Below are 17,469 nucleotides of genomic sequence, written 5' to 3' on the forward strand. Positions count from 1 at the left end.
GATTTTCGGGGCTTTTTTATTTTTTAAATCCTATATTTGCAGATAACTAAAAACTGTAAATGAACTTTTCATATCTTGACCTGATAATTGTAGTAGTTTACCTTGGCGGAGTAACCGCATATGGTATTATCAAAGGCGGCAAGCAGAAATCAGCCCGTGATTACTTTGTTAGCGAAAAAGCCATCCCCTGGTGGGCCGTATGTTTTGCAATTGTTGCCACTGAAACCAGCGCGCTCACTTTTATTAGCGTGCCGGGAGTTGCATATGTTGGCAATCTGAATTTTCTGCAAATAGCCATTGGATACATACTTGGCAGAATAGTAGTGAGCTGGTTTATGCTTCCGAAATATTACGAAGGCGAGCTATTGACAGCCTACGCATACCTTGGCAAAAGATTTGGCGCTAAAACAAAGAATACTGCCTCCACTGTATTCATGGTTACTCGTGTGTTTGCTGATGGCGTCAGGCTGTACGCAACGGCCATTCCGCTTGCGCTGCTGCTAAAGGGATGGAATGTATTCCCAACTGCGCCGGATTGGCAGATATACACTTATTCAATAATAATAATTGCAGTAATTACCCTGGCATACACTTATTTAGGCGGCGTTAGAGCTGTTATATGGACTGATGTAATTCAAATGTTCATTTATATAGGCGGAGGGATACTTGCTGTTTATGTGCTGAGCGGTAAAATGACCATGGGTTTCGGCGAAGCAATTTCTCAGCTTGGCGCGCAGGGCAAGCTTAACTTTTTTGATTTTTCATTTGATTTTACAAAACCTTATACTATTCTTGCAAGTGTTATTGGAGGCGGATTCCTTTCGATGGCTTCTCATGGAACCGATCAGCTTATAGTGCAGAGGCTTTTAACAACTGATTCTCTTAAATCTTCCCAAAAGGCTTTGATAACCAGCGGTTTTATTGTGTTCCTGCAGTTTGCGCTTTTCTTGTTTGTGGGTTCGTTATTGTTCGTATTCTTCAATGGGGAAACAATGAAGTCCGATGAAGTTTTTCCGAAATTCATTATTAATTATATGCCAAGCGGCATATCGGGTATTATTATAGCCGGACTTCTTGCAGCGGCGATGTCAACGCTATCGGGTTCAATTTCTGCGCTCTCATCAACTCTGGTTGAAGATATTTACAAACCGTATTTCGGCAAAGGTAAAACTGATGTTCAGCTCTTGAGAGTTTCAAAGGTAATTGCATTATTATGGTGCGGGGTTCTGATACTTTCTGCTTTCCTGTTTATGAATTCCTCGCAGGCCGTTGTAGTGCTGGGATTATCCATAGCGTCATTTACATACGGTGGGTTACTGGGTACCTTTCTGCTTGGGGTATTTTTCAAGCGCATCAGTCAGGTGCCCGCTATATTCGGATTTTTATGCGGTATAACCGGAATGATATTCATAATCTACTTCACAAAGATCGCATGGACCTGGTACACGTTGATAGGAGTTGCAATTACAATTATTATGGCGAATATATTTTCTGCGTTTACTTCCAGAAGGGATGCAGGAAAAAGTGTTTCATAATATTTTTACAGCATCTCTATCATTTCTATAAGCCAGTGTTTATTGTAAACATTTGGCGACATAGACTCCATTTTTGTTATCAATTCACTTTTCCCTGATGTTTTTTCTCCGGATGATGTTCTTAAAAGGTCGTTATACACTGCAGCAAAGTTAAGATAAACATTCCGGTAAGCTTCGCTTATAGTTTTATTTTTGTAAAGAAATTGTTTGTACGAATCTAGCGCGAATCCGGCCGATTGGTAATCTCCTTTTTCATAATATATCCTCAAATAGAATGTTTTAATAGAAAGCCTGAAGAGGAACTGGCTCAGTTTGGTTTTGTTTAATACCTCAAGAGCTTTATCAAAATCTTTACGTTTATACAATATGATTGCTCTTGCAAAATTCAATGCGCCTTCTTTGATTTCAGATTCCAGTTCGACGTAATACTTCTCAGCAAATTCTTCTGCCCAGTCTATCTGGTTGATCTCAACTGAATTAATAAAAATATTCCAGAACTTAAGCAAATTCAGGGTTCCTTCTTCATACAGTTTCAAAAGACCCAGTTCAATGGTTTTGCGGTGAATTGAATTAAGTTCTGCCCTGTATTTTGCGGAATCTAACTTGATGTTATTGATGCAGAATGTTTCCATTGTAGTTACAAGGTTATAGTTGGTTGCCCTCTTAAACAGAGATGAATTGCTGAAAAATAATTCCTTAAACTTTAAGTAATCTTCTTCTTTTCCTTCAAGCGAAAGAATGGCTCTGTAGTAGAAGATTTGCAGAACAGAATAATCCGTTTCAGAAGTATTTTTCAGTTTTTTTAAGATTAAATCAATATCAAGCCCTTCAAAGAGTTTTTTGGTAAATGTGTTACTATCTTTTATGCTATAGTAAGTTTCGTTTACCTGCATATCAATAATGTGATTTATCAGTTTTGAAATATAATCATATGTAAGCAATTCACCCTGCTTTACAACAACAGGGTAAACACCTTCCTGCCTGTTATGAGTAAGCTCATTGAGAAAAACTTCACACTCAAGTTTGTAAAGATGCTCAAAGTATAAAAAGTCGAGTGAATGATCCTTCTGAACTGATTTGTAAGCGGCCTTAAGGTTTTTATCATACAGCGCGTCCAGGTTTCTCGTTCTCAGTTCATGTAATGTGTATCGCATTTCTACATTAACATCTTTGCTAATCCCTTCAATGGTTAAAAATTCATAACTTAGCTGCAATGCGTCGCTCATTAGATTTCTCATAACCTGGTCATTATATGTCCGGGTTGAAAAAACTTTAGTGTATATTTTTTCTTTGGTAAAATTTCTGTTATCAAAATCCGGGTAATATTTCTTCAACAGCTCCACCAGTTTTGAAACTGACTTGCTGGAATTGTGATATGGTGAATTGGCAAAATCAGAAAATCGTTTTACTTCCTCTTTTGAAAATGTTTTGATTACATCTATGAAGTTAGTTTTGATCATTTTTTAATTACAGTTACTTGAAACAAATTACCTTTAAATATTGAAATTGCATATAGTTAAGTTCAGTTGTTATACTATTTATACATTTTAGCTGATTACAAATTACTAAAACTTTTAATCTAAAAAAAAGTTATTACAAATCATATTTTTTTACAAACAATATCCTTTAAAAACCGGCTAAAACTGCAAAATTAGTTGTACACAGGAACAATTATACAGTAAAATCAACAATGCTTTCCGTTTAAAATAGGGTTACAGGGGCAAATAGTTCTAATTGAATTGCGCTCACCGCATCCGCTATTTTTGAGAAGAAATGAAAAACAGGAATAAGCGAATTATGAACGGGCACGCAAAAAGTAAAAAAAAGCAGTCAAATATTGCAGTGTTCGAAACGGTGATGGATGAATTTTATCACACACATATTTTAAAACTACTGTTTCAGATTGAAAGCAGCAATCCGATAAACGGAAGCAATAATCACTTAGAAAAGAAAAAAAATAGAACTATAAAAAATATTAATAAATTAAAAAATCGATAAAAATGAAAATTAAAAACTACAAAAATGCGGAATCCGGAAACAGGAACCCAATAGTATCAAAGATCAGTTACAGCGCTTTTGTAATGTTAGTTTTTTTCAGTACGTTTGCTTACGCGCAGCCTTCAGAAATATGGTCGAGTATGTACAGTAACCCCAATGGTACCGGCTATGATTATTGTGATAAATCTATTGTTGATGCGGAGGGCAATACATACATAGCGGCAAGCACAAGAACTGCAAATACAAACGATGATATAATGCTGGTGAAGTATAATGCGGCCGGTACCAGATTATGGACTAAAATTTACAACTACAGTTATAATGGAATAGAACAACCAAATGATATTTGTTTTGATGGCAGCGGAAATATTTATATTACCGGAACAAGTACCAGAGGACCGGGCGGAGTGTATGACTGTATAGTGCTAAAATATGACCAGAACGGAAATATTATCTGGGTAAGAAGAATTAACAGGACTAATTTTGCAGACAGGAAGTGTGAAGGTGTATCGTTAGTAGCAAGGGATGGTTTGTATATAGGGATGAGTTTTGATTATAACGGCGCTTCAGAGTGCGGAATTGCTAAATATTCTTTTACAGGTGATTCAATTTCATACACATCTTTAGGCGCGCTGGCAAACTATACATACAGAATGATAAAAATAGTGAAGGATAATTCTCTGAATATTTATTCTGTTTGTGTTGGCAATATAAACCCAAACGAAGAAAATGATTTTATAGTGAGAAAGATAAATACCAATGGGAATATTACAATAGAATGGAGCAAAACATTTACCGGAGCCTCTCATATGGATGATGCAGCAAATGATATTGCTGTTGGACCGGATGGAAATGTTTTTGTAACGGGTTTCACCGGAGTTGCAAACCAGGGAGCAAATGTTTTGCTTCTGAAGCTCGGAAGGGATGATGGTTCAACTATATTTCAGAAAACATATAATAATGCCATTTCAAATCAGGATGATGGAGCTACGCACATTGGTTTTGATATAAATTCAAACATTATTCTTGGAGGATATACTTATTCGTCACAGCAGGCTCCTTCAAGTATGCTTTTGATAAAATATTCCCCGGCAGGCACACAATTATGGGTTAATAAACATGATTTTGCGGGCAATAGAGCAGACTGGCTCAAAGACATGAAAATGGATAATGCTGATAATATTTATTTAGTAGCAGATCTCACTGATTATCAGGCTCAGCAAACAAGCCTGGTTACTGCAAAATTCAGCTCTGCAGGCGTAATGGATTGGTTCATTGAAAGGACAGGATCAAATACCAGCCAGAGTTTCAGATCGATACATATTTTACCCGATGGTACTTTAATAACAGCAGGCAATACAGAAACCGCAGGTGTAAGAAAATCATTACTTATTAAATACGGTTCAACTATAGGGATCGAGCCGGTTTCAAATGAAATTCCGGAGAAGTTTTCTTTAAGCCAGAATTATCCCAATCCGTTTAATCCAGCCACAAACATAAAGATGCAGATACCTAAGGAAGGATTTGTAAAACTCAGAGTATTTGATGTAACGGGCAAAGAAGTTGCACTGCTTGTGAACGAAAATCTAAATGCCGGTGAGTATAAAGTAGATTTCAATGCTTCTGGATTAACAAGCGGGGTGTATTTTTACCGCATTGAAGCAGCCGGTTTTACCGATGTTAAAAAAATGATATTAGTAAAGTAGGATAAATATATGAAGATTAAAACAATAATTATTGCAGCTTTGATCTTTTCATCAAGCATATTCTCTCAGTGGACTCAAAATGACCTTCCCGGCCAGTATGGCAATTCTAATGATGTATGTAATGTTTCAGAAACAATAATCTATTCAGCCGGGCATGATATACACAAATCAACCAACGGCGGTTTAAACTGGGTGAAACAGACAAACCTTGCTTATGAAAAACAAAGGAGTGAAATAGATTTTATCAATGCAACAACAGGCTGGTCACCGGGGCAGGATGGCAGCGTGCTTAAAACTACCAACGGGGGCGAAAACTGGATAGAATCATTCGCGGGATTTGAAAATCTTTCAGGAGTTGATTTCCTTAACGCCAATACAGGCTTCTTAACGACTGTTACAGGTAAAGTGTTAAAAACCGTTAACGGCGGAGATAACTGGGTGCTTCTTGAACCGTCATTTTTCTCATATTTAAAATCAGTGATGTTTATAAATGATCAGACAGGATGGATATCCGGTTCAATGAATACCCAGGGCAAAGTTGCTAAAACTACAAATGGCGGCCAAAACTGGACAGTTCAGCTTGATAATGTATTTAACGCGGTTAATCAGGTATATTTCAGGAACTCACAGACCGGATTTGCTTCATGTTATAAGAAAATTTACCGCACAATAAACGGCGGAGCCAACTGGGATTCAGTAACCGTAAACACTGAAGTGAGGGATATAAATTGTATTGTGTTTGTAACTCCGCTGGTTGGATTTGCAGCCGCATCGGTTTACAGCAATTCGGGGGGTGTTTTAAAAACATTCGATGGCGGACTTAACTGGTACCTGCAATGGGCTAACTCTCCAAACTCATGCAACAGCATTGATTTTTACGGATCAGATATTGGATGGGCAAGCCTGAATTCAGGTATTCTGTTAACTGATAACGGCGGAGGAAATGTTATAGGTATTGAGCAGATATCAAACAGTATGCCCGATAAGTTTTCACTTAGTCAGAATTATCCGAATCCGTTTAATCCCACAACCAACATTAAGCTGCAGATCCCCGAATCAGGAAATGTAAAGCTTACTGTTTTTGATATCACGGGGAAGGAAGTTGCCTTACTTGTAAACGAAAATTTGAGCGCAGGTGAATACAAGATAGATTTCAATGGAACAGCTTTAACCAGCGGTGTATATTTTTACCGGTTGGAAACAGTTGACTTTACAGATGTTAAAAAAATGATCTTAGTAAAATAAAAGAGTCTAAAAAACAAAGGAAAATCTAATAAAACATGAAACTAGTAAAAGCAAACAGATTAATATATTTAACGCTGCTGATCTTAGCCGGTTTTTTAACTTCTTGCGGTGAAGAAGGTATAAACAATATTCAGTCAAATGATCAGGTTTTTAGTATGGATAAATTCGAGAAGAACCTCAGGGCCTCGCTTGACGGTCAAACTGTAGGTTATGTTTATGCAATTAACTTAAACGGACAGTTAAACCGCTCGGGAGATTCAGGTTTTGCAAGAACCACCATAGACGGCCAGATACTGCAGTCAGCATCAAAAAGAATGAACATTGCTTCAATTACAAAAACCATCACAGCAGTTGCAGTGCTGCAGCTGCTTGAAAGACGCGGTCTGACAATTGATTCGCTCATTGCTCCATGGCTGCCCGCTGACTGGAATTTGGGAACTGGGGTAAGCAGCCTTACATTCAAAAGCCTGCTTACGCACCGCACCGGTTTCAATACTGCGAACTCAAATTTCAACGCTACTCTTTCTTTTAATGCGTTAAGGGATTCAGTAGCTACCGGCTGTATTAATCCGCAATCACATTTATATATGAACATGAACTATGCGCTGTTCAGAGTGATAATTCCCGCATTATGGAAAGGGTTACCGGGCGCGCCGGGAATAACAGAAATAAACGCTTCATCTGCCAGCTTCTTTTACAGGCTTTACATACAGCAGGAAATCTTTGATAAGCTTGGGGTTCTGAATGCGGATTGTGTAAGTCCTTCAGCAGAGCAGCCAACTTTATTTTACACAAATGCCGCCAATACACCGGGTGTAGATTTCGGTGACTGGACGATGATATGCGGCGGCGGCGGTTATTATCTTTCCGCAATTGATCTTGCAAACTTCCTGGCAAATATAAGGTATAATAACGATATACTTTCTGAGGTGAACCGCAATATTATGAGGGATAATTACATTGGCTGGTCAGAAAACGGAACACTCAACGGTGAACACGGCGAGTATTTTAATCACGGCGGTTCAATTAACAGCACGGGACCTGCTGGCGGAAACCAGGGGAATATGCGGGGATTAATAGTGCAGTTTCCCAATAATGTTGATCTTGCAGTTATGACAAATTCAGAAATAGGGGCTGACCTGAGCATAAGAACTGTGGTTTTGAACGCTTACGATAATGCATGGGAGTAATGCTTCAATAAATTGAGATAATATTTACCGGTTAAGTAAATCCCCAATTGAAAATGCGGTAAATATGATACAGGGCTCTCTCATTCTTGAGAGGCCCTGCATTTATATTTCATAAGGAAGTTTTGTTGTAATTTTTCATTAAACCTTTTAAACATCTGCTTGTCTTATTGATACAAAAGGGTTATAACCACCTGAAAAGTACAAAAACAGCGAAAAAATCAATAATAAAGGAGAAAATATAATGAAATTCCTAAAACCATCAAAAAAATTGTTAATTTTAACGTTTTCTGCGGTATTTACCATATTCATGGCAGCATGTAACGATAATTCCGTTGAAGAATCACAAACAGACGACCAGTATATAACAGAAGTTATTACCAATGGTTACTCAAATCCAAATGCTGAAGATGATGATCTTTTAAAAGCAGAAGTTACCGATTTTGACGATGGCGGCGCTGTCGGTGATCTGGACGGCGGAGATACACCCATAGACTCATTGATGAGATGGGGCAGAATAGTAACAGGCTCAAGCGCTACAGTTACTATAACTAATGAAGGTGATAGCCTTAAATATGCAAATATCACAAGAACAATAACGGGTAACTATGTTATTGTTGGCGTGGTTGGTGGAGTTGTTGACACAATATTTAAACCATACACACAGGAATTCAAAAGAACTGCAATATTTAAACGCGTAGGTAATAACCCCCGTCCGAGGCAGAACTGGAGATTATACAAAGTATCTATGGTTGATGGCAGAACAACCTCACCGCAGAACAGTAATGATTATATCCAGATGCAGCAGATACAGGTATATGTGAACGGTACATTAACATATACTTTTGCCGGGCCTGATTTTACACAAAATATATTTACAACCAGAAGATTTGACGGGGCAGGAATTCCTGAAGTGAATGCAGGCGACCAGGTAAGATTTGTTGTTACAACTTATTCAGCTCAGTCAGAGCAGGACATTGTAGCATGGCATTGGGGCAAACGCAATTTCGGATTCCACAGGGAGCCGTTTGTTATGACAAGCCAAACACCAAGCGGTGCCGGATGGTTAAGAACATACGATAAAGCATTTACTATCCACTCAGGTCACAACCGCGGCAGGTTCAATGGTTTTATCAGTGCATCAACACGCAAATCATTATATGATGATTCACCTGTTGAATTTGCCAGTGATGCAGTTGGTACACCATACAGGGTTCTTCCGTAACAGTTTCTTCTCTAAAATACGCAGATCGAAAATCTGCAGATGTAAAACAGTAAATAAGCCTTCCGGTATCCCCCCGGAAGGCTTTTTATTTATCAATATCCATCTAAAAAAATTATTTAATGCAATGTTTATCAAACAATTAAACCCAATTATACAGTGATATCGTTAATTGAAACGGTTATATATTTCCTCTTTACTTACCTATTATTGCTAACTATATTGGTTATACATTAATAAATATTACTTTTCATAAATTTTAAAAGGGGGAAATTATGAAGAAGTTTTCAATTAGTAAATTACTCATTGCAGCAATACTGCTCTTCTTCCTTACATTCATTACAACTGATCTTCTATCGCAAAACTGGTCTGCCTGCGGTACAGGTTCTAATGACGAAGTAAGGGCACTTGTAAATTACGGCGGGCAGCTTGTAGCAGCAGGCGATTTTACAAGTATAGGAGGAATTTCCGCTAACAGGATAGCATCATGGAACGGGACTTCATGGAGTTCACTTGGGCTTGGAACGAACGGAAGGGTTTCAGCTCTTATCGTTATGAGCGGTGAGCTTATTGTTGGGGGTGATTTTTCTCAGGTTGGTGGAGTGGGTGCAGGAAGGCTTGCCAAATGGAACGGTACAAACTGGCTGCTCTTCGGAAGCAACCAGTCTTTTAACAACGATATTTATTCTCTGGCTGTTTATAATAATGAGCTTTATGCTGCAGGCAGCTTTACAAGTGTTGGAGGAAATACCAGGAACAGAATTGCGCGGTGGACAGGTTCTTCGTGGGAATCTGTCGGACTTGGGCTTAACGGTACAGTAAGAACACTGAAAGTATATAACAATACGCTTGTTGCCGGCGGCGAGTTCACAACTGCAGGGGGAATAAACGCAAACCGTATTGCTTCATGGAACGGAAGCTCATGGAGCGCACTTGGCCTGGGTGTAAACAACACCGTATACGCGCTGGAAGTGCTTAACAATGAACTGGTAGTAGGAGGAAGCTTTACTACTGTAGGCGGTGTTTCTGTAAACCGCATAGCAAAGTGGAACGGAAGCTGGTCTGCTATTGGAACAGGGACTAATAATACCGTATACTCACTTCACTCAAGCGGAAGCTATTTATACACTGGTGGTGAATTTACTTCCGCTGGCGGCATAGGTGCCAACAGGATAGCGCGGTGGAACGGATCAAACTGGTCTGCCATGGCATCTGGAATGTCCGGAGGCGACCCTATAATAGTTATGGCAATTTCAGTTTTCGCTACTCTGCCTTATGCCGGCGGTGATTTTACTTCCGCAGGCGGAGTAACTGTTAACAACATCTCAAAGTGGGGTTCACCCACAGGTATAGAGCCCACAGGTACAGCGTTACCTGAAAAATTTTCACTTGGGCAGAATTATCCTAACCCGTTCAACCCGGTTACAAAAATAAAATTCGGTTTAAATGCACCGGGGCAAACTTCACTGGTGATATATGATAACACCGGAAGGGTTTTAGATATACTGGCCAATGAAAACCTGCCTGCTGGGAATTATGAAGTTAGCTTCGATGCCGCAAAATATTCCAGCGGTGTTTATTATTACGAGCTCTCATCAGGAACATACAGAGATGTAAAGAAAATGACTTTGATCAAATAAAAAGTACTGCTTAACAATAGGAATTTAAATGATTTCATATTTAGCCCGGTCTGTATTTAATATTGACCGGGCTAAGTTTTTTATATCTAAATAAAGAAAGCCCGGGGGTTATAAGATCTCAGATAAAAATTTTACAAATATTTGTATTAAATTTTTTATCAATAATGTTCAGCAAAATAGTTTATTAGCCTTGATACCTTAACAATTTCGTATCATATTTTTAGAATGTAACTATAAATATCAGGAATTTAAATTTCATTTCTTAACACAAAACTCCGGTTCTTAACACTTTAACTTCATTTTAACTATATAATAATATGAGATTTATCATATTATTAATTGATATTTAACATTGTTAAAAATTTTTAAATAGGTTAAGTTTGAATTAAGATATAGTTCAGAAACTGTTAGCTACAGCAAAGGGGCAGTGAAAAATGAAAAAAATATCAGGAATTATCTGGTTGCTATTACTCAGCAGCATATTCAGTTATTCTTCAGGTACCAATGACAAAAATGAATATAAAGATAACAGGGATCTTTTCCTGAAGCTTTACCAGGAAGAAAAAATGGTTTATGACCTGCTTGGTGAATTTCATGAAAGATGGTCATTGAGCGTATTTTATTCTGTGCAGCAGCGGGAAGCAAGGCATGTATGGTGTGTTGAAAGAATAATGGATAATTACGGCTACAACTACAAAACCAATTCAAATACAGGTTCATACCAGGATAAAGAGATACAGAAAATTTATGACGAGCTGACAGTAAAAGGATGTATAAGCGATCTTGCAGCACTTGAAGCAGCAGCCTTCATTAAAGAAAAATATATTTACCAGCTTCGCCAGAGAATCCGTTACCAGGAAGATGGCTATGTAGTGAAGGTGATTTTTCTTATGGAAAGTGCGGCACAATCTCACCTGAGAGCGTTTGTCAATAGTATAAAATTATCAGGCTCAGAATATACCCCCCAATTTTTTACAGATGAAGAATTCAGCAGTATAATAGAGAGAAATTAAAAAGTGTTTCAAAATTTGTGTAGATTTACGTAAAAATAAAAGACCCCATTTGGGGTCTTTTAATAATAAATAATATGAATCGCCATTTCTTAATGGTTGATCCAGGCTTTCCGGATCTTTAACTGTAATTCATCAGGCTGCGCAACCCCTCTTATTACATGTAATTCGTTCTTTTTTACCAATGTGGCAATTGAAGATAAAGTTATATTTTTTATCTCGCCCTTTTTATTTTTACGCTTTACTTCCACTGTATATTTATCACCCGGTTTGACTAATTTATTGGGTGTAAAAAGCAGATTTTCAAAAGCAGTTAACGTCAATGGATTGCCATTAATTGAAACAAGTATATCATCTTTTTTAATATTTAGTTTTTTACCGAACTCTGAAACATCTGTAATATAAACAGAGCCCTTAAAATCCGGTTTAGCGGTACCGCCAATTAAATCAAGCACTTCTGCCTCACCATTTGGCAGGTATTCAAACCCGGCAAAAACGAGAAAGTCATTTAATGGCAGCCTGTTTGAACCTTCAACATAATTTTTTAAAAAAACACCGATTTCAGGATAGGTTAAACCTGTAATTGCATCAAATAATTCATCATCATCAAAAGGTTTATCGGGTCCGTATTTATTCATAAGGTCACGTTTCAGGTTTTGCAGTCCGTATTTACCTTCTGATAGCTTTAAAAGATAGAGGTCTAAACACATATTGATCAATGCACCTTTTTGGTAAACGTTGCCATATTGGGGTTTGTAAATGTTTAGCGCACCCTTGCTTAATTCTGTAAAAGAAAGCGAATCATTATAAATTAAAAGAGAGTAGAAAACTTTTTTCCTCATTCTTTGCAGGAAGTCTTCCGGAGTTATTAAAGAGGTTTTTACCTGAAAATGCTGTGCGTAATATTCCGTTGAGCCTTCATAGAGCCAAAGGTGTTTGCTCATTTTTGGTGCATTAAAATCGAAATAATGAATTTCTTTTGAATGAATACTGAGAGGAGTTACAATGTGAAAGAACTCATGTGAAATAACATCATTGAACCCATCAACAAAAGCGGCATTATCAACTTCTAAGTTAGTCATTACCGTTGATGTAAAATGCTCCAGGGCACCGGTACTTCCTGATTTCGGCAATGCACCAAAAAGGTAAACCAATACCGAATACTGCTTTGCCGGCAGCGAACCGCCAAGATATTCACCCTGTGCAGTGAATAACTTTTTAGTGTCCTCTTTCAGATAGTCAACATTAACTTTTTTATTGGGTGAATAGACAGATATAAGCACTTTCATATTGTTAACCATCATTGTGGCTGTATCAGGCAGGCAGTAAAGGATAGGATTATCGTGAAGCTGAAAATAATTTTGAGCTGCAAATACATCGGTGCTTTCATTTGTTGAAATTAAAGGCAGAGAGGTTGAGCCGTAAAAGCCTTTAGGCTTATTAACAGTTAAAGAAAAAGGGCTATCTTTAAAGCCGTCAAAATATCCAACAAAACAAAAATTATTCAATACAAAAGCCTTTCCTGAATCTATACAAGAACCGGCAGGCTCAAAAACAACCGGAAGATCATCTGAGTGGTATGAATCACGCACTATATATCCTATATGATGCAGGTTTGATGCCCCTGTTATAATCCAAATATTGGTATCTTTCCTTTCAACCTGCAGCTCTGAATTATTGATGTCATATGCCCTGAGGTCTGAAACAAATCTTCCAAAGTTATTTATGGCATAAGTACCCGGAACAATTTTAGGGAAATGATATTCGGCAGTTTCTGAGGTGATATTGGGTGCCTTAACTTCTACATACAGTCTGTGATCGCCGGTAGCTTTGGTGAGATCGATAGCTGCTTCGGTAATGTTAGCTGTATCTGAGAATGTTTGCGGTTCGCCGGTATAAGAGTTTCTTGATACTGTTATTACAAACAGGATGAACAGAATTTTCAGGATTTTCATGACAGTATATTTTATTTAATAAAGTGATATTAAAATATTCTATAAAGTTGATATAATCAAAGCAAATATATAAAATTTATATTTTTATATTGTTTAAATTAATTTATAATATTATCCTGCGGTTACTAAATTTAATAATCTGGACTTTATTACATCTTAATACAGGAGTTTATTGCGGGATTTTATGAATAACAAATGCAATTTTCAAAATCTACCCTTTTTTTTAATTATCATTATATTGATTTTGTCCGGTTCAGCCAGGTCTCAGGATCTAAGAGAGCGGGCCATGAATGCATTTGTTTTCTGGCACGGCTTTAAGTCTGAAATGACAATTAAGGAAATTGTATCATACTGTGCGCCTGTATTCTGGTTTTCACCTGATGAACCAATGCTGTATAATAAGACCGGCAAAGATATTAAAATACCTCAGAGATTTCCATTTGATACGCTTGCATCAAGCCCTGCCGTATATTACATGGTTAAGAACATTTTTACTCTTAAAGATAAAGAACATCTTGCAGTCAGGCTGAACAAATTAAATATAGATAGTTCAGTTATAAATCTTAATTATGTTAACGGTATGGATATCTGTTATAATCATTATTATGAATTTGAAGCAGGACTCGGTAAACATCACCATGATACAGAGCAGTCTGAATTCAAGATATTTGTACAATATAAACAGGTTAACGATACTTTAAGGGAATATTATCTTATCCTTCTGCAGGTTACAGCTAAAGCCCATGCGCTTGAGTGGTATGATAATGTGTTTAACGTTGATATAGATGCACTGGAAACTAACCTGCCTTTCAATATTCTGGTAGAAGAAGGCAAACATGCAAGCTGTACCGATGTAAATGGTGATGGTTACTACACTCCGGGATATGATGTTAACCTGAGAAAAAATGACGCCTGGGGTTTGCGGGACGTTATCCGGTCAGGGGAGCTGTTTACTTCACAATATCAGGCATATATGTCAAAAATAAGGAAACCCGAACATAAAGTTCTTCCTCCGCTTCCATATGATTCACCGCACCGCCATAAATATATAATTGATAGTGTTTACGCTCCGCATAATTCTGTATATGAACTCAGACCCATGCCCAAACCTTCTATGGCTGGTAAAGATTATCATTTGAAAAATGATATGATAGGTTACTATTCCAAAAACTGGCCGGAAATATCTGATAATACAACGAATGTGGAAATTGAAGAATGGTGGGAAAGCGGTCAGCTTATAAAATCCATTGGAATAATGGGAAGATATAATAATACTTTTGGTATTTCAGCAACATTTCCGTTGCTGCTTATAAAAAACGTAGAAGCACCGTTAATAGGCGGCTGGATTGTGAACAGGATATATTTACAGGGAAATGAACTTCGGGATATAGGCTATAACCTGCTGATCACTCCATCTGCATCAAGGTTTATGGATCCTTATTTTGCGGCAGGGGTTGAGTTTAATCAAAAAGAAAACTACATCAGCGGAGAAAGTAAGTACAGTACGGATTTCGTTCTTGAAACCGGACTGAAATTCAGGGCAAACGTTAGATTTACGCCGTTGAAATTCCTCAGCGCTATAACAGATTTCTGGGGTTTAAGAGTAGGGATAAAAAACAAGGGTTTCAGGAACATACGTGAGCTGACGTATGTAATTGAATTTGGAGCAGGAGTATGGTAAATCTTAATTAATTTTCTGCACACGATACTCAATAGTAATACACAAATAAGCCCTGGCCGCCGGTTGATATCCAAAGCTCATCTTTTGTATCGCGAAGTTTTAATGATCTGACAGAAGGTATTACGCCATGCCCGGGAATATAAATATGCTCCCATGTAGCGCCGCCATCTTTTGATAAATAAATTTTATTATAATCGTCGCCATCTTTCATTCCGAATAATGCAATAGTATTGCCTTTACAATCAACATAAAACACAGAAGTAAAAGCAGGCAATTTTTCAAATGAGCTGCCGCGGTTATTTGATCTGAAAAGCCCGTAATTCCTGATACCAGCCCAGATCATTCCGCCGCCAAGAGGGTCAACATCAATAGCCCCTTTGTTCCTGTAATCAATCGCCGGGTTTTGCACAATATAATTTTTAAAGCTGAATGTTCTGCCGTAATCTGTACTGATAAAAAAACCACCCGCCTGCACACCGGATTCATTTCCGCCTTCGATATAAAAATATACAATGGAGGGATCAACAGGATCAACTTCGATATAATCTGTAGTATTAAAAAGTCCGCTTACAATTGAATTTTTATAAATTGCATCAGCTTCGCCCGTAAAAACTGATTTTTCAAAACTTATTCCGCTATTGGTACTGAAGTATAAACCATACCAATATGCCCCCGGGTTTGAGGCATCATAAATTGTATGGTTATAAACTCCGCCTCCCATTAGAACTATTAATATATCGTTTTTACCGTCTGTCGTGATATCACCATCATTTAATATAGCATCATATCCCGGACCAGCTTCAGGGTAAGAAAGGATCCCCGTTGGTTTCAAAATAGAATAACTGCCTGGTTCGCCGCGGTTATTTGAAACAGCTATTGCGGGGTAATATGTAAATACGCTGCCGCCTATAAGATAAATTTTGTTCGGGTTATTTTTTGAAACCAGGGTTCTGCAAACATTTGGCAGGTATGAATCCCCGTTATTTTCAGGCGGGGGAGGGTCTTTGGTATAATTTCTTGAATAGTTAATTATCCGCGGTAGATTTTTGTCATCGGTTCTGGCCATTCCCCAGTCACTTATAGGAATATAAATATCACCGGATGGAGAAAATGTAACATCATAAACCACCGTCATATCTATCCCTTCACCATTAAAGCGCCAGCTTTTACCTTTATTAGTGGTGATAAACGGACCTGCCCCGCCGCTGGAGTATATAATATTATTATCAGCCGGATTTTGAAAAGTTATTATATTTGAAGTATAGATCTTATCCTGTGTTTCAAGTGTATGTTTGGGATTATATTGTTTTTCCAGCAGGAATTCAAGCTGGTTTCCCCAGCTGTCGCCATCATTTACAGATATTTTTGCCGGGTAACCCATCATGTTGCAGAAAAGCTTTGATTCATCATAATCATAAAATGTAATGCCTATTATTTCAGTACCGTATCCGGAATAATAACCGAAATTTCCGGTAAGCTCCGTAATAGAAGACGCATCGTTGTTTAACCTGAACAGCTTTCCTGTTGTCACAAAACCGGTTAAACCTCCGCTGCTGTTTTGTTTCAGCAGTATCTGGTAAACGCCATCTATCTGCCCGGGAAAAATTTTCTCACTCCATGTGTTTCCGTTATCTCTTGTTATCCATAATCCTTCATCTGTTCCTATCCATATCTCTTCAGGATATTTGGGATGTATCTGAATGCTAACTGTATTCCCGGTTAATGTTGAATTATGATTAACTTCTTTCCAGCTTGATCCGTTATCATCGCTCATGTATATTTCAGGATGACCGGAACTGTTCTTCAGGGTACCGGTTATAATTCTGCCGGGTAAAGAGGGATGATACCTTGCGCACGGACCGCCCAGCTTTACCCTGAATAAATTCCCGCCATAATTAACACCCGTAAATCCATTTTCAGGACCAAGGATCTTTTTCCAGCTTACTCCTCCATTATCAGATTTCCACAAACCTCTGCCGTTATCATTACCAAGATAATCCATTCCGCAAGCTGCAATTATTTCTTCCGGGTTGTTTGGATTAATATCAATAGCCTGTACCATAAGCGCACCGGGCGTTACCGCGAACTCGCTTATAAATTTCCAGTCTTCATTGCCTGATTTTTTATATACGCCTCCCACATCGGTTCGCGCATAAATTGTATTTCCATCAGGTGTTGGTACCTGCGCAAGAACGAAGCCGCCCGCTTCAAAATCAATTCTGTTGTAATTCTGTGTAAAAGTTAAAGCCGTACATAAAAAGAACAGGATCAGGATTTTACCGTACATGTT

At 37.9% G+C, this 17,469-nt stretch carries 11 protein-coding genes; 8 read left to right on the top strand and 3 right to left on the bottom strand.

What is annotated here, in order from left to right; translation table 11 throughout:
- Positions 1-59: 59 nt before the first annotated feature.
- Positions 60-1,535: a sodium:solute symporter gene (locus tag J0M37_03975; GenBank protein MBN8584229.1), complete on the top strand. Its 1,476-nt coding sequence runs from the start codon at positions 60-62 to the stop codon at positions 1,533-1,535.
- A gap of 5 nt (positions 1,536-1,540) precedes the next feature.
- On the opposite strand, the gene J0M37_03980 is transcribed toward J0M37_03975, so the two are convergent.
- The gene (locus J0M37_03980) at positions 1,541-2,995 is read right to left on the bottom strand and encodes a hypothetical protein (protein MBN8584230.1); all 1,455 of its coding nucleotides are present in this window, start codon (positions 2,993-2,995) and stop codon (positions 1,541-1,543) included.
- Positions 2,996-3,535: 540 nt separating this feature from the next.
- On the opposite strand from J0M37_03980, the gene J0M37_03985 reads away from it, so the two are divergent.
- The 6 genes from J0M37_03985 to J0M37_04010 all read left to right on the top strand — a co-directional run bounded on the left by J0M37_03985 (position 3,536) and on the right by J0M37_04010 (position 11,546).
- On the top strand, positions 3,536-5,239 hold the full coding sequence (locus J0M37_03985; GenBank protein ID MBN8584231.1) for a T9SS type A sorting domain-containing protein: 1,704 nt from the start codon (positions 3,536-3,538) through the stop codon (positions 5,237-5,239).
- Between the two features lie 9 nt (positions 5,240-5,248).
- A complete protein-coding gene (locus J0M37_03990) occupies positions 5,249-6,484 on the top strand; it encodes a T9SS type A sorting domain-containing protein (protein MBN8584232.1) in 1,236 nt (411 codons plus the stop codon).
- 35 nt (positions 6,485-6,519) lie between these two features.
- Positions 6,520-7,674 (top strand): beta-lactamase family protein, encoded by a 1,155-nt coding sequence (locus J0M37_03995; GenBank protein MBN8584233.1) that lies wholly within the window; start codon positions 6,520-6,522, stop codon positions 7,672-7,674.
- A gap of 241 nt (positions 7,675-7,915) precedes the next feature.
- Positions 7,916-8,896 carry a hypothetical protein gene (locus tag J0M37_04000; protein ID MBN8584234.1) on the top strand — a complete coding sequence of 327 codons (981 nt, stop codon included), beginning with the start codon at positions 7,916-7,918 and terminating at the stop codon, positions 8,894-8,896.
- A 272-nt stretch (positions 8,897-9,168) separates the two neighbouring features.
- Positions 9,169-10,533, top strand: coding sequence for a T9SS type A sorting domain-containing protein (locus J0M37_04005; protein ID MBN8584235.1), 1,365 nt, complete (start codon positions 9,169-9,171; stop codon positions 10,531-10,533).
- A 434-nt stretch (positions 10,534-10,967) separates the two neighbouring features.
- Positions 10,968-11,546 carry a DUF2202 domain-containing protein gene (locus J0M37_04010; GenBank protein MBN8584236.1) on the top strand — a complete coding sequence of 193 codons (579 nt, stop codon included), beginning with the start codon at positions 10,968-10,970 and terminating at the stop codon, positions 11,544-11,546.
- 89 nt (positions 11,547-11,635) lie between these two features.
- On the opposite strand, the gene J0M37_04015 is transcribed toward J0M37_04010, so the two are convergent.
- On the bottom strand, positions 11,636-13,498 hold the full coding sequence (locus tag J0M37_04015; protein ID MBN8584237.1) for a peptidase M61: 1,863 nt from the start codon (positions 13,496-13,498) through the stop codon (positions 11,636-11,638).
- A gap of 286 nt (positions 13,499-13,784) precedes the next feature.
- On the opposite strand from J0M37_04015, the gene J0M37_04020 reads away from it, so the two are divergent.
- On the top strand, positions 13,785-15,179 hold the full coding sequence (locus J0M37_04020) for a hypothetical protein (protein ID MBN8584238.1): 1,395 nt from the start codon (positions 13,785-13,787) through the stop codon (positions 15,177-15,179).
- A gap of 28 nt (positions 15,180-15,207) precedes the next feature.
- On the opposite strand, the gene J0M37_04025 is transcribed toward J0M37_04020, so the two are convergent.
- Positions 15,208-17,466 (bottom strand): hypothetical protein, encoded by a 2,259-nt coding sequence (locus J0M37_04025; GenBank protein MBN8584239.1) that lies wholly within the window; start codon positions 17,464-17,466, stop codon positions 15,208-15,210.
- Positions 17,467-17,469: the final 3 nt, after the last annotated feature.

It is taken from the genome of Ignavibacteria bacterium, assembly GCA_017303675.1.
GTDB lineage: Bacteria > Bacteroidota > Ignavibacteria > Tepidaquicellales > OLB5 > OLB5.

Excerpts from the sequence above, each read along its gene's own strand:
- J0M37_03975 (MBN8584229.1), top strand. The coding sequence starts at position 60 with ATGAACTTTTCATATCTTGACCTGATAATTGTAGTAGTTTACCTTGGC.
- J0M37_03980 (MBN8584230.1), bottom strand. The coding sequence starts at position 2,995 with ATGATCAAAACTAACTTCATAGATGTAATCAAAACATTTTCAAAAGAG.
- J0M37_03985 (MBN8584231.1), top strand. The coding sequence starts at position 3,536 with ATGAAAATTAAAAACTACAAAAATGCGGAATCCGGAAACAGGAACCCA.
- J0M37_03990 (MBN8584232.1), top strand. The coding sequence starts at position 5,249 with ATGAAGATTAAAACAATAATTATTGCAGCTTTGATCTTTTCATCAAGC.
- J0M37_03995 (MBN8584233.1), top strand. The coding sequence starts at position 6,520 with ATGAAACTAGTAAAAGCAAACAGATTAATATATTTAACGCTGCTGATC.
- J0M37_04000 (MBN8584234.1), top strand. The coding sequence starts at position 7,916 with ATGAAATTCCTAAAACCATCAAAAAAATTGTTAATTTTAACGTTTTCT.
- J0M37_04005 (MBN8584235.1), top strand. The coding sequence starts at position 9,169 with ATGAAGAAGTTTTCAATTAGTAAATTACTCATTGCAGCAATACTGCTC.
- J0M37_04010 (MBN8584236.1), top strand. The coding sequence starts at position 10,968 with ATGAAAAAAATATCAGGAATTATCTGGTTGCTATTACTCAGCAGCATA.
- J0M37_04015 (MBN8584237.1), bottom strand. The coding sequence starts at position 13,498 with ATGAAAATCCTGAAAATTCTGTTCATCCTGTTTGTAATAACAGTATCA.
- J0M37_04020 (MBN8584238.1), top strand. The coding sequence starts at position 13,785 with ATGAATGCATTTGTTTTCTGGCACGGCTTTAAGTCTGAAATGACAATT.
- J0M37_04025 (MBN8584239.1), bottom strand. The coding sequence starts at position 17,466 with ATGTACGGTAAAATCCTGATCCTGTTCTTTTTATGTACGGCTTTAACT.